Raw genomic sequence first — 13,141 nt, 5'->3', positions numbered from 1 at the left:
TTACACAAAAATACGTCAAAAACCGCGATTTTCTGAGCCTCACACGCACACTTTGACGTACAATTTCGCACAGTCACAAAAACGTCCCAACCAATTGGTTCGGGGCGTCTCAATAAATAAACATCAGGAGAACTCCATGGCATTTTTACAAGGCAAACGCATCCTCATCACAGGCTTACTTTCAAATCGCTCTATTGCCTACGGCATCGCTCAAGCTTGCCATCGTGAAGGGGCAGAACTCGCCTTCACCTACGTTGGTGACCGATTCAAAGACCGCATCACCGAGTTTGCCGCAGAGTTTGGCTCAAACCTTGTATTCGACTGTGATGTGGGCAGCGATGAGCAAATCGCTGCTGTATTTGCCGGCTTGGGTAAAACATGGGACAGCTTGGATGGACTCGTTCACGCCATCGGCTTTGCCCCACGCGAAGCCATCGCTGGTGACTTCCTCGACGGCTTATCACGCGAAGGCTTCAAAATCGCGCACGACATCTCTGCTTACAGCTTCCCCGCATTGGCCAAAGCCGCACAACCAATGCTCTCAAACAAAGCCGCTCTGCTCACCCTCACCTATCTCGGCTCAATGCAAGTGGTGCCAAACTACAACACCATGGGCTTGGCCAAAGCCTCATTAGAAGCTTCTGTGCGCTACCTTGCCAACAGCATGGGCAAAAAAGGTGTACGCGTCAACGGCATCTCCGCTGGCCCAATCAAAACCCTCGCTGCCTCAGGCATCAAAGGTTTCGGCAAAATCCTCAACTTCGTTGAAGAAAATGCCCCTCTGCGCCGCAACGTCACCATCGAAGATGTCGGTAACACTTCAGCATTCCTCCTCTCAAATCTATCGAGCGGCATCACTGGCGAAATCATCTACGTCGATGGTGGTTTTAGTCATGTGGTCGGCGGCATGGGGTTTGATGAGGTGGCCGAATAACACATCCTAAACATCCCAAAAAAACCGCTGAACGACACATTCAGCGATTTTTTTGGCTCTTTTCTATCCCCTGAATCAATGCGCACGTAAAAAACGATAAATAATAGGATGAGAATGGACTTAAGCCCTACTCTGCTCTTTTACGCTTGCATAAGCTCCGCATTTTAAAAGTCAACCTTAAAGCACCTCTTAAAATTCTCAGTTGTCACACGCCCAACCTCCTCCACGCTCAAGCCTTTAATCTCCGCAATGCGTTCAGCAACATGCATGACCCATGCGGGCTGATTGGTTTTACCACGGTGCGGCACAGGCGCGAGGTATGGCGAGTCTGTTTCAATTAAAATACGGTCTAAAGGAACGTATTGAGCACAGTCATGGACAGTTTTAGCGTTTTTGAAACTAACAATGCCTGAAAATGAAATATAAAAATTCTGGTCAAGTGCAGCTTGTGCGACTTCTTTAGTTTCGGTAAAGCAGTGCATCACACCGCCAACATCACGAGCATTTTCCTCACTCATAAGACGAATGGTGTCGTCTTGAGCGTTCCGAGTATGAATAATCAACGGTTTGTTTGTGATGTTCGCTGCTCGGATGTGATTGCGAAACCGCGCACGCTGCCACTCTAAATCACCTTCGAGTCGGTAGTAATCAAGTCCAGTCTCACCAGTGGCGATGACCTTTGGGTGTGCGAGCATGCTGACAAGCTCGTCCACTGTGGGTTCGTGCACGTCAGGATAATCTGGGTGTGTGCCAACAGAACTGTAGATATTGGGATGCGCTTCGATGATCTGTTTGATGCGTGACCAGTCCGAGACGTCAACGCTGATGGCAAGCGCATGGGTAACTTGGTTGGCTTTCATGTTGTCAAGCAACGCGGGCAAGTCTGACATGAGTTCGGGAAAGTCGATGTGGCAATGTGAGTCGATGTACATGATTTTTAAGCTGTTTTGTTTCGATGTTTGAAATGCACGAGACGCGATGAATCGCGTCTCTACGGATAATTAGGTTGTCATTGAGATTTATCGTTTACTGCGCTTGCGACTTGATTTCGCGGGACGCTCCTCGGATTGCTTTAAACGTGCATCACGTTTATTTTGCTTGGTGCTGTTGGTTCGATTATTCGCGGCCTGTGTCGTTCGCAATGTCGCGCTTTCTGTCTTGCTTGGATGACGACGTGATTTGCCTTGCTGTCCTTCTGGGAGAACCAATGCAAAATCCACTCGGCGGGTATCACTGTCAACGCCCGCGATTTTGACACTCACCTCGTCATTCAGACGATACACGACGCCAGAAGCACGACCACGCAAGCTGTAAGAAACCTCATCAAACTCGAAGTAGTCCTGTCCCAGTTCAGAGATATGCACCAAACCATCCACATAAGCGTCCTTGAGTGTCACAAACGCACCGAAGTTGGTCACTGATGAAATGGTTCCCACCATCGTTTCACCAATAAATTGCTTCATGTATTCGCACTTGAGCCAAGCAGTCACATCACGGCTGGCTTCATCCGCACGACGTTCGCACATAGATGCATGTGTGCCGAGCTTGACCCAAATCGGGTGGGTGCTGTCTTTTTTCTGTTTTTGTTTTTCCAACTCATTGAGTTTGTCATCCGCCCATAGCTTGGCTTTTCGGGTGTCCTCAAGCAATGGAATTTGCTCCGTCATGGGTGTATAGCGTTGCCCACTGAGGATGGATTTAATCGTGCGATGCACGAGTAAATCTGGGTAACGACGAATCGGTGATGTGAAATGCGCATAGGCAGAGTAAGCTAAACCAAAGTGGCCGAGGTTATCAGGTGCATAAACCGCTTGCTGCATCGAGCGCAGCAATAATGTTTGTAAACCTGCAGCATCAGGACGGCCAATGACTTGACGCATGACTGCGGCGTAGTCTTTGGGCGTTGGTTTATCGCCACCACCGATGTGCAGACCCGCAATTTTGAGGCTTTTGCGCAAGGCTTCGAGTTTTTCAGGAGTGGGGCCTTCGTGGTTTCGATACAGGCACAGTCGATCAGAGGTTTCAATAAACTCAGCAGCGCAAACGTTTGCCGCGAGCATACATTCTTCGATTAAACGATGTGCATCGTTGCGCGTGCGTGGGACAATCTCTTTGATTTTGCCGTTTTCATCGGGCACCATGTAGGTTTCAACGGTTTCAAACTCCATCGCTCCACGTTTTTCTCGGGCTTGTAACAAAACTTTAAATAAGTCGTACAAACTCTTAATCTGTGGTGACAGATGGGCGAAATTCTCCGCAATATGTCCCGTGCCTTTATCTAAAAACTCCCACACTTGGTTGTATGTGAGTCGTGCAGCCGAGTGCATGACCGCTTCAAAGAACTGATAGGCGGTCACCTGACCATCCAAGTCAATCACCATATCGGCCACCATACACAGACGCTCGACGTGTGGGTTGAGCGAACACAAGCCATTTGATAATTTCTCAGGCAACATCGGTACGACCCGGCGCGGGAAATAAACGCTGGTGGCGCGTAACAGCGCATCTTCATTCAACGGCGTTTTGTCCTTTACATAGTGACTCACATCCGCAATCGCGACGAGCAGACGATAACCAGTCACCTTGCGACCCGTTTTAATCGGTTCACAATACACCGCATCATCAAAGTCGCGCGCATCCTCACCATCAATCGTGACCAATGGCACGTCACGCAAATCAATGCGCCCCACCCATTCATCAGGGCTAACGGTATCAGAAAGTTTCGCCACTTGTTGCTCAGTGCGCTCAGAGAACACATGCGGCACGTCGAATTTTCGCACCGCGATTTCGATTTCCATACCCGAATCATCGGCATTGCCCAACACCTCGACAACGCGACCAATCGGCATCGCATGCTCATCACCATACGCTTTGAGGGCGACCACCACGATTTGGTTCACCAGCGCCCCTGCTAAATCATCAGCCGCCACCAAAATATCGGTGCGCAAACGCACATCGTCAGGTGAAACCAGCCACACGCCGTTTTCATTGAGTAAACGTCCGACCACTTGACTGAACTTGCGCTCAGTGACCTCAACCACCTCGCCTTCGCGTTTGCCGTTGCGTGCAGTGCCTGTGATGCGCACAGTCACCATATCGCCATGCCATGCGCCACGCATCTGACGCTCAGCAATGAATACATCTTCACCGTCATTGATTAAAAAACCATAACCATCTTTGTGGGTCTGAATCCGACCCGTGATCAGCGGCTCAGTTGACAACGGCGCATAGGAGCCTTTCGGATTCATCTTGATATCGCCCGCCGCTGTCATTTGGTCGAGCAAAATTTGCAAGCTACCCACTTGCGCAGGCAGCACATCCAATTCTTGTGCGATTTGAATCGCGGTCAAAGGCTTTTTGTAATTAACCGCGTGTGTTTGAATCGTGTTGAACAATACACTGCGCGTCGGCAGGTTGGCTGGCAGCGGTTTTTTAGCCACCTCAACAGGTTTGCTGGTGGGCGCTAAAACCGCTGTACTGGGTGTGAACAAAGCTGAGACTTGGCTCGATTTTGCATTCGCACGCTTTTTGGTGGTGCTGGGAGCGGAGGTTTGTGATTTTGTTTTTGCTGTTTTCGCTGAAGTTGTTGGTTTTGTGTGCGAAATAGCACTTGGAGATTCTTTTTTATTGTTTTTCATTGTATTTTTACTGTTTCGATTTGACAAAATAATATAACCCTATAAAATAGCGGCTCGCATCGTTTTTTGACACGCGCCCTCGAAATACCGAGTATTTTAAATAGACATTGCTAAAGATACATGAATTCGGTGAAAGATGCCTGACTATCAGCCCTTTTCATCGAATCCTATGAGGCGCGTACAACACCTAAGCCCAGGTGGCGGAATTGGTAGACGCACATGGTTCAGGTCCATGCGGTGGCAACACTGTGAAGGTTCGAGTCCTTTTCTGGGCACCATTCTAAAACCGCTCATCATTTGATGAGCGGTTTTTATTCGGCTTACTTGGCTTTAAGCAACACCACCCAATCCTTTCGGTTCATATCACAATCCCGCCCGTTAACTGGCTCGCATTGAACTAGGTTCGCTGGCTCAGCAGTCAAAGCCTTCGCCACCCACGAACCAGACACAGGTGTGATCGGCAAAGTGTGTCTGGCCGCCAGTGCTCCTTGTTTGTTCAAAGTCAACTCTCTCATTACCACAGACTGCACGACATTACCACCGATGGTATAAGCCTTACTTTTTTTCACGGTCACGACAATATCACAGTGGGTTTTCAACGACACACCATCGTATTGATGTGTCTGTAACCACTCAAAAAAAGCCATCGGCCCATAAACATCTCGTCCCTCGCGGGTATAGCAAATCAAATCCCCTACCGCCATTGGTGTCGTCAAAGGATTTTTTGCCACATAAGCATATGCATTAGGCTCATGAGCGGCCAAGCTGAGCGCCGCCGTGAATGCAGGCTTGATATAACGAATATGGCCATCATTGAACGTAAACTCATCGGCAGAAAAACCAGCCGTTTTCATGACATAGCTGACAAATACACCAGACCATGGGTTGTCAATCAAACGCGTTCTGATAAATGCATTTTTCGTCGCCTGCGAGGAATCGGGCGAAACATCGTCAGGATGATAAAGATATTCCGCACCAACACTCGCCGTCCAGTAATGCAGCACACGCTGCCACGCAGACTCACCATTCGCTAACTTATCTGTCTCACCCTCCATCGGGCCGATTTGGATCAAATGCCCTGCTGCATTGATGAATGGACGACCCCACAACACGTGTTCGTCGCACGCGATTTTGGCAGCAGTGAGCGAAGGTTTTATTTGAGCCGAATCAAAAGCACATAAACTTTGCGCCTGCGCGATTGGAAAATAAACACTACTCGGTGCGCAAAAGATAACCACCTGCACACACTTAAAAACAAAACTTTTTTTCATGACTGGGTTCAACTTTTAATACGTTCTTGACAGTATTTCTTTGCTTTGTCGCCCAACCAGTCTCCGTATGAAACTTTAAACATTTTTGGTTGTACTTCAATCATCGGTTTGAGTTTTTCCTTCAAACTTTTTATTTGCTCATTGCTTAAACTGGTGGGTTGATTAGGAAAAATGAGTGGTCCAAGCTCTATATTTGAGTTAAGATAATCTAGGCTCATTAAAATCCGCAAAGACTCATCTCTCGCAGTATCCTTCAATACCCAAAATCGGTGCTCGGAAAAGTCATCAATTCTTTCATTCACCTCTGATGACAGCTGTTTTCTTAGCACTTGACTATCTAGCTCAGCAATTTCAATTATTAAAGCATTGAATTTTGGTGGATCATTGGCGGAATAGTCTGCCAACTTCTTGATTTTTATATACTCAATTAAAGCATCAGGCTTTTGTTCACCCAAAGCTTTCTGAAACTCATCAGACAATTGCTCCGCCTCAACCAACTCTTTAAACTTTATTAAAGGGTAACTTCTCCAACCCCCATCAACGCCGACGGAAATCTCCGCCATCTCATTCGCAGCATTTAGAACAGCCAATACAGACAAGGCCTTCCGATCGACATTACTGTTACCAAATAACAATATTTGGCTTTTTTCATTTTCAGATAATTGCTCAAACGCCCAATGTGATGGGACAAACATGAGATTAAATGCCTCCAGCTTATCTTTAGGCATTAGCTTCAACGGAAAACCCAAACCAGCGGTTTCAGCTAACGCCTCCCGATACTCAGGGATCAGCATTTGATGATGATCATTGTCTGAAAGACAATTCATATAAATGCTGTATAAGTGAAACTTTTCCGACATTAATTGCAAATGCTTCACATCTTCAAGCCAGATTTTCTTATAAGCAGGTGTGAGATTTTCAAAGATAAATAGTTGTTTATATTCTTCTGACAAACCATCAGGTGGCTCAATAGCGCGAGCTGGAAAAATAGATAGTCCGATACAACAAAAAAAGAGACCAGCGATGATTTTCTTCATGAGCACTCGATCATTTAAAAGTCAGATTCATTACAAATATCCGCCTGTCTTTCAGAGTTACAAAAAACACGTGAAGCACTCACAGCTCAATCCCACCTCTCTGTGCCACCGTGTGCATGTCTTTATCACCCCGCCCTGATAAATTAACAAGAACCATTTGATCGGACGACATGGTTGCGGCCAGTTTTAACCCATACGCGACAGCATGTGATGATTCAAGTGCGGGGATGATGCCTTCGACGCGGCAGAGTTTGTGGAATGCGGCCAACGCTTCTTCATCGTCAATCGCCACGTACTCTGCGCGGTAAATGTCCTTGAGATAGGCATGTTCAGGGCCAACGCCTGGATAGTCCAGACCTGCCGACACAGAGTGTGTTTCAATGACTTGACCATTATCGTCTTGCAAAATGTAAGTGCGGTTACCGTGAAGGACACCAACAGAACCTTTGCACAGTGATGCAGCATGACGAGCTGTGTTCAAGCCATCACCTGCGGCTTCGACACCGATGAGGCGCACACTGTCATGCGGGATGTAAGGATAAAAAATCCCCATGGCATTAGAGCCACCACCGATGCATGCCACCACAGCGTCAGGTTGACGGCCTGCAAGCTCAGGCATTTGGGCGAGGCATTCATCACCGATGATGCGCTGGAAGTCGCGCACCATCGCAGGGTATGGGTGTGGACCCGCCACAGTACCGATGATGTAGAACGTATTTTCAACATTACTGACCCAGTCACGCATGGCTTCATTAAGGGCATCTTTGAGGGTTTTTGAACCAGACTCAACGGGGATCACGCGCGCACCGAGGAGCTTCATGCGATAAACGTTCGCGGCTTGCCGCGCCACGTCTTCTGCCCCCATGTAAACATCACACTGCAGTCCAAAACGTGCACAAATCGTCGCCGTGGCAACACCATGCTGTCCTGCGCCCGTCTCTGCAATCACGCGCGGTTTGCCCATGTGGCGCGCCAACAGTGCTTGACCGATGACGTTGTTGATTTTGTGTGCCCCTGTGTGGTTGAGGTCTTCTCGTTTGAGGTAAATCTGCGCACCACCATTTTCAGAGCTTAATCGCTTGGCATGATAAATCGGTGAAGGACGCCCAACAAAATGTTTGAGCTCATAAGCGTATTCGTCTTGAAATGCCTTGGTCGGCACGACAGTTTCATAGGCGTGCTGAAGCTCATCCAACGCTGGAATGAGTGTTTCGGAAGCAAATCGACCACCATAAATACCAAAGTGGCCACGAGCGTCTGGGAGGTTGTACATATTGGTTTCCTTTTTTCTATGATCTTTTAAATTGTCCGACAATCGGTTTTTGATCTCATGCTTCTTTAAGAAGCAAAAATTTCTTGCAATACTTCAAGAGTATTTTTCAAAACTGGGGCTTGAATCTCTCCCTTTTTCAGCATCAATCGCTCTTTATCCAAGGTACGAATTTGATCCAGTAAAATCAAGCCCGTTTTGCCCTCAAACGACACAGTGACCCGAAACGGTGCGACTTGTGTGCGTGTGGTCATTGGCGCGACCATGACGGTACGCAAGTAATTGTGCATTTCATCGGGCGAAACAACGACACATAAACGAGTATGACTGGGGCTGTCGGTAATATCTTCATCAAATTGAGCTAACCAGATATCACCACGCTGGAGTGATGGAGACTCATTCACCATGTTACGTCCTCACTGGCACGGTTGGCAAACGATGGCCACTGCAAATGATCTTCACCACCAGAAGCAAGCACCATGCTCGCCTGTGCCCAACCAACGCGCGCTTGTTTGGCTGGTTTACGAATCACAATGGCATTGTCCTCGACTGTCATCTCAACCTCATTCGACTCGAAGCCAAGCTCGGTGAGAAAAGGCTTAGGAATGATGACGCCTGTCGAGTTGCCCATTTTACGCAAGGTGGTTTTCATGACACAATCCGTTGTTTAATGTTTTAACAATGTTATAACAACAGATGTCAAGTGTCAATAGTTTATTGAGAATGCTCATGCGCATCAGCATCGCGAATCGCTTGAGCAAAAGCACGCATCAGTGTTTCATCCTTAATGCCTTTCGTACCCGCCTCAATTCCCGATGACACATCCAAGGCATACGGCTGCATTTTTTGAATGGCATCGGCGACATTATTGACGTTCAAACCACCGCTGAGGATGATTTTGTGATGTAACTCACTGGGGATGACATCCCAATCAAACACATGACCAGACCCACCGTAGCCGACAGCATCTGTATCCAACAAAACCCCCGCCAGCTGATCCGCATAGTGCGCAACCTCACCCCAGTCAGTTTGCTTATTCACACGAACTGCTTTGATGACAGGGCGATGCATGATTTTTTTGACATTGAGCGCAAAATTCCAAGTCTCATCACCATGTAACTGAATCATCGAAACAGGTGCTTGACCCAATATCCGAGTCATTTGCGGCACAGTGGCATTCACGAACAACCCAACCGTACTAACAAAAGCAGGGACTCGCTCAATCAAGCTTGCTGTCTTCAGAGGAGTGACATAACGTGGACTTTTTTCGTAAAAAACAAAGCCAAGCGCATCGACCCCCAGTCGAACAGCCACGTCAATATCCGCCTCTCGGGTAAAGCCACAGAATTTAATTCGGGTTCTCATCTCAGGCCTCCTGACGGATTCAAGCAATTTAGGGCTTCACACCCAATAGGGCTTCAAGCGAATCATTCGCTTTTGGCAAACCAAACGCCTCATCATAATGAATCGCCGCGAGGTACAAACCAGAAGCAGAGAAAGTCGGCGCAGCCAGCGTTCGATCCGTATGTGTCAACAACTGCGTCAACCATTCAACGGGTTGTTTTCCTGAGCCAATGTAAACGAGCGAACCGACGATATTGCGCACCATGTGGTGCAAAAAAGCATTCGCCGACAAAGACACAACCACCAAATCACCATAGCGCACGACGCGCACGTCATACATGGTTTTAATCGGTGATTTGGCTTGACACTGCGCAGCGCGAAACGCTGAGAAATCATGTTGCCCCACCAAACTTTGCGCTGCTAGATGCATCTTTTCTGCATCTAGCAGCTTGTGGTACCACCCCGCTCGATTCGCCCATAGAGGTGAGCGCACAGGATGGTTATAAATCACATAGTGATAAGTGCGTCTAAAAGCATCGAAACGCGCATGAAACTCCTCTCCCACATCTCGCGCCCAACGCACCGCCACAGAATCTGGTAAAAATGTATTACCACCGCGCACCCAAGACTCAACCGAGCGTTGCAACGGCACATCAAAATGCACGACCTGCTCCAAGGCGTGGACGCCCGCATCAGTGCGTCCCGCACATTGAACTTTAATCGGCACAGTCGCAAATTGGGTCAGCGCATTTTCCAATGCGTCCTGTACCGTCTTGCCATTGGGCTGGGATTGCCAACCCTGATACAGCGTCCCATCGTACTCAACCCCGAGTGCAATGCGCGGCACTTTAGTACACCCCTTGCGGGTATGACCAAAGATAGCGCAAATTCAAAACCGCCGCACATTGTTCAGCGTTCCCGCGCAACAAAACATCATTGAGCATCAACTGCGCCACATCATCGTAGCTTGCGTCATGGGCATCCTGCGCATAGAGTAAAATTTCATCAACCGAATGCACATTCAGCCATGCTTGCAAACGAGCCTTATCCAGCAAATCTTCGTAATCAACGCTGGTGAATGTTGGCTCAGGCAAATTATGTGAATACTCCCTCAAAAATGTTGGCATATCGACCTCTAACTCAGGCGCTGTATTTTGATTCACAACTTCTGGAGCAACTTTGACAGCAGCCATTGCCTCGGCTTTAACATTCGCAAATGTCACCGCACGCGCAGTAGCATTCGTGATTTGTGCTAATTGATAGCGCGGTGTTTTAAAATGATGATTAAAAAAAGAGTCATTCGGCTGAAAAACCGAAACAGCCACGAACTTCTTATCTAAAACCGATGACTCAGGCAATTTGTTAGCAATTGACTTGGGAACAACATGTGCCGCAGTGCTCACAACCGTCTTGGGCAGATCAGGTATATCGTCAGCCAGAGTCAAATCCAAACTCGATGCAGACAAGCCAGCAACTGCACGTTGAAAACGTCGATCCTGAACCATTGGTTCTCGCATGAGCAGAGGCTCATCGAGCAAGCTCTCTTCATCGTATAAAAGACCATCGTCTTCATCATCAAATGCCGTCGTCAAATGACTGGCAGAAGCCACCGCCCCATTGTCAGCTTTAACGGATAACGCAGATTGAGCACCGAAATTTTCCAATGGATCCAACCCCGCGGTTGTTCGAGTGTAATCAGTCAAAGCCTTCACCGAGTGAGATGGATTATGTTCTGATGATTGCGGCAGTAAAACCACTTTCGGCGCACCATTGGCATGACGTTCTAACTGTTTAGGGCTATTCTGAATAGGAGTACGGTTACCACGTTTCACAACTCCAACCAACAACATGAGCGCAAATACCGCAGCTAAAACCCATGCCCACGGCGGCATGTAAAAATCATCAAATACGGTTTGAGTTTGAGCGATATCAGGCTTAACAGCCACTTCAACTGTAGAAACATTATCAGGTGTTTGCGCAATAACGCCTGGCTCAACTGGCATTAGCACCTCAACAGAGGTATTATTATCAAGGGTCTTTGGCACTACGCTCACGGACTCAGTCTCTTTTTTTGCCATACCAATATCCGTTTTTTTCGGAATCATCAGCACAGCACCCACTTTGAGATTATTTTGGGCATCTTCAAATGCTTGTGGATTGGCATCAATCAGTGCTTTAAATGCTACGTCTAAAGGCAAATTATTTGCCTTTGCATAACGCTGAGCAATCGGTGTTAAAGCATCCCCTCTTTCGATCTGCAACTGACCCGCCTCGTTTACCTGCGCCAAACGGGCAATTTCGGCAGCGTGCGCAGCATAGCTTTTGGGTTTGGCTTGCACCAAAGGCATCGTACACAGCAGTGCCGTCAACAGCACAGCTGCATAAAGTCTGAATGGTGAATAAGAGATTTTCACAGCGAATTCCATAGTGTCATACAAAAATACAAGAGACGCGATAAATCGCGTCTCCACAAACAAAGGTTAATTAACCAATGATGATGCGCAACATTCGACGCAGCGGCTCAGCAGCACCCCACAGCAATTGATCTCCGACAGTAAATGCAGAAAGGTACTCACCGCCCATCGCCATTTTGCGCAAACGGCCAACAGGTACAGTCATCGTACCAGTCACCGCCGTTGGGGTTAAATCACGAACAGATGCTTCTTTGTTGTTTGGAACGACTTTGACCCAATCATTGGCTTGTGCCAGCATGTCGTGAATTTCATCGAGCGGAATGTCTTTTTTCAATTTAATCGTCAATGCCTGAGAGTGACAGCGCATTGCACCAATGCGCACGCACAAACCTTCGACATTAATAAAACCAGCCGCACCAGCGGTTTTGCCCAAAATTTTATTGGTTTCTGCTGCACCCTTCCATTCTTCTTTGGTTTGACCATTGCCCAAATCTTTGTCAATCCATGGAATCAAACCTCCCGCGAGCGGCACACCAAAGTGCTCGGCTGGATAGTCTGGTTCACGCATTTTCGCAGCGATTTTTCGGTCAATTTCGAGGATGCTTGAGCGTGGATCAGCGAGCAAATCAGCGACTTCGGCATTCAAAATCCCCATTTGAGAAATCAGCTCGCGCATGTTCGCCGCTCCACCACCCGATGCCGCTTGATACGTCATCGATGTCATCCACTCAATCGCATCCGCCTTAAACAAACCATCCAACGCCATCATCATCAAGCTCACGGTGCAGTTACCACCGATGTAGTTTTTCACACCGCGCTGCAACCCGTCTTGAATCACATTCCTGTTCACGGGATCGAGTACGATGATCGCGTCATCTGCCATGCGTAGCGTCGAGGCCGCATCAATCCAATAACCCGCCCAACCAGCCGCACGCAATGATTCAAACACTTGTGTTGTGTAATCACCACCTTGGCAGGAAACAATGATATCACAGGTTTTGAGCGCATCAATGCTATTGCCATCGTGCAACACGCCATCAGACTTCGCAAACGTCGGCGCAGCGCCGCCTGCATTAGACGTGCTGAAAAACACAGGTTCAAAATGCTCAAAATCATTCTCCTGCAACATCCGATCCATCAAAACCGAACCCACCATACCGCGCCAACCGACTAAACCGACTCTTTGCATCATTTACTCCAAAATTTTTATCAATGTGATTTATTAAAACAATT

Annotated in this window: 12 protein-coding genes and 1 tRNA gene; 2 read left to right on the top strand and 11 right to left on the bottom strand. The window is 47.8% G+C overall.

From position 1 onward, the window contains the following. Window positions 1–136 precede the first annotated feature (136 nt). Entirely contained in the window at window positions 137–934 is a 798-nt protein-coding gene (gene fabI, locus IE082_RS02280) for an enoyl-ACP reductase FabI (RefSeq protein WP_189490934.1), read from the top strand. 164 nt (window positions 935–1,098) lie between these two features. Here the strand turns inward: fabI and IE082_RS02275 are convergent, their stop codons facing one another. Both IE082_RS02275 and rnr read right to left on the bottom strand, forming a co-directional pair. After that, window positions 1,099–1,866, bottom strand: a complete 768-nt coding sequence (locus IE082_RS02275; RefSeq protein ID WP_189490931.1) for a TatD family hydrolase — start codon at window positions 1,864–1,866, stop codon at window positions 1,099–1,101. Window positions 1,867–1,953: 87 nt separating this feature from the next. Then, entirely contained in the window at window positions 1,954–4,572 is a 2,619-nt protein-coding gene (gene rnr, locus IE082_RS02270; protein ID WP_189490928.1) for a ribonuclease R, read from the bottom strand. Window positions 4,573–4,763: 191 nt separating this feature from the next. Between rnr and IE082_RS02265 the strand changes: the two genes are divergently transcribed. Further along, a tRNA-Leu gene (locus tag IE082_RS02265) sits at window positions 4,764–4,850 on the top strand. Window positions 4,851–4,892: 42 nt separating this feature from the next. Here IE082_RS02265 and IE082_RS02260 read toward each other — a convergent pair. The 9 genes from IE082_RS02260 to asd all read right to left on the bottom strand — a co-directional run bounded on the left by IE082_RS02260 (window position 4,893) and on the right by asd (window position 13,097). Beyond that, window positions 4,893–5,843: a DUF2272 domain-containing protein gene (locus IE082_RS02260; protein WP_189490925.1), complete on the bottom strand. Its 951-nt coding sequence runs from the start codon at window positions 5,841–5,843 to the stop codon at window positions 4,893–4,895. Window positions 5,844–5,851: 8 nt separating this feature from the next. Continuing rightward, complete coding sequence (locus IE082_RS02255; protein WP_189490922.1) at window positions 5,852–6,880, bottom strand: hypothetical protein; 1,029 nt, start codon at window positions 6,878–6,880, stop codon at window positions 5,852–5,854. Between the two features lie 79 nt (window positions 6,881–6,959). Next, the gene (gene trpB / locus IE082_RS02250) at window positions 6,960–8,153 is read right to left on the bottom strand and encodes a tryptophan synthase subunit beta (protein ID WP_189490920.1); all 1,194 of its coding nucleotides are present in this window, start codon (window positions 8,151–8,153) and stop codon (window positions 6,960–6,962) included. A 65-nt stretch (window positions 8,154–8,218) separates the two neighbouring features. Continuing rightward, window positions 8,219–8,557, bottom strand: a complete 339-nt coding sequence (locus IE082_RS02245; RefSeq protein WP_189490918.1) for a type II toxin-antitoxin system PemK/MazF family toxin — start codon at window positions 8,555–8,557, stop codon at window positions 8,219–8,221. Next, window positions 8,551–8,802, bottom strand: a complete 252-nt coding sequence (locus IE082_RS02240; RefSeq protein WP_189490915.1) for an AbrB/MazE/SpoVT family DNA-binding domain-containing protein — start codon at window positions 8,800–8,802, stop codon at window positions 8,551–8,553. Before IE082_RS02240 ends, IE082_RS02245 begins: the two co-directional genes overlap by 7 nt. 62 nt (window positions 8,803–8,864) lie before the next feature. After that, window positions 8,865–9,515, bottom strand: a complete 651-nt coding sequence (locus IE082_RS02235; RefSeq protein ID WP_189490913.1) for a phosphoribosylanthranilate isomerase — start codon at window positions 9,513–9,515, stop codon at window positions 8,865–8,867. A 28-nt stretch (window positions 9,516–9,543) separates the two neighbouring features. Next, window positions 9,544–10,341: a tRNA pseudouridine(38-40) synthase TruA gene (truA, locus tag IE082_RS02230; protein WP_189490911.1), complete on the bottom strand. Its 798-nt coding sequence runs from the start codon at window positions 10,339–10,341 to the stop codon at window positions 9,544–9,546. Between the two features lies 1 nt (window position 10,342). Continuing rightward, window positions 10,343–11,908, bottom strand: coding sequence for a LysM peptidoglycan-binding domain-containing protein (locus IE082_RS02225; protein ID WP_189490909.1), 1,566 nt, complete (start codon window positions 11,906–11,908; stop codon window positions 10,343–10,345). A gap of 70 nt (window positions 11,909–11,978) precedes the next feature. After that, window positions 11,979–13,097 carry an aspartate-semialdehyde dehydrogenase gene (gene asd, locus IE082_RS02220; RefSeq protein ID WP_189491232.1) on the bottom strand — a complete coding sequence of 373 codons (1,119 nt, stop codon included), beginning with the start codon at window positions 13,095–13,097 and terminating at the stop codon, window positions 11,979–11,981. Window positions 13,098–13,141: the final 44 nt, after the last annotated feature.

Origin of the sequence: Formosimonas limnophila (assembly GCF_014652675.1) — a bacterium.
GTDB classification, from domain to species: Bacteria; Pseudomonadota; Gammaproteobacteria; order Burkholderiales; family Burkholderiaceae; genus Hydromonas; species Hydromonas limnophila.
This window is presented reverse-complemented; position numbering and strand designations above follow the sequence as displayed.

What these genes read in the sequence shown, in the direction of transcription:
- fabI (WP_189490934.1), top strand. Translation starts at nt 137, where the DNA reads ATGGCATTTTTACAAGGCAAACGCATCCTCATCACAGGCTTACTTTCA.
- IE082_RS02275 (WP_189490931.1), bottom strand. Translation starts at nt 1,866, where the DNA reads ATGTACATCGACTCACATTGCCACATCGACTTTCCCGAACTCATGTCA.
- rnr (WP_189490928.1), bottom strand. Translation starts at nt 4,572, where the DNA reads ATGAAAAACAATAAAAAAGAATCTCCAAGTGCTATTTCGCACACAAAA.
- IE082_RS02260 (WP_189490925.1), bottom strand. Translation starts at nt 5,843, where the DNA reads ATGAAAAAAAGTTTTGTTTTTAAGTGTGTGCAGGTGGTTATCTTTTGC.
- IE082_RS02255 (WP_189490922.1), bottom strand. Translation starts at nt 6,880, where the DNA reads ATGAAGAAAATCATCGCTGGTCTCTTTTTTTGTTGTATCGGACTATCT.
- trpB (WP_189490920.1), bottom strand. Translation starts at nt 8,153, where the DNA reads ATGTACAACCTCCCAGACGCTCGTGGCCACTTTGGTATTTATGGTGGT.
- IE082_RS02245 (WP_189490918.1), bottom strand. Translation starts at nt 8,557, where the DNA reads ATGGTGAATGAGTCTCCATCACTCCAGCGTGGTGATATCTGGTTAGCT.
- IE082_RS02240 (WP_189490915.1), bottom strand. Translation starts at nt 8,802, where the DNA reads ATGAAAACCACCTTGCGTAAAATGGGCAACTCGACAGGCGTCATCATT.
- IE082_RS02235 (WP_189490913.1), bottom strand. Translation starts at nt 9,515, where the DNA reads ATGAGAACCCGAATTAAATTCTGTGGCTTTACCCGAGAGGCGGATATT.
- asd (WP_189491232.1), bottom strand. Translation starts at nt 13,097, where the DNA reads ATGCAAAGAGTCGGTTTAGTCGGTTGGCGCGGTATGGTGGGTTCGGTT.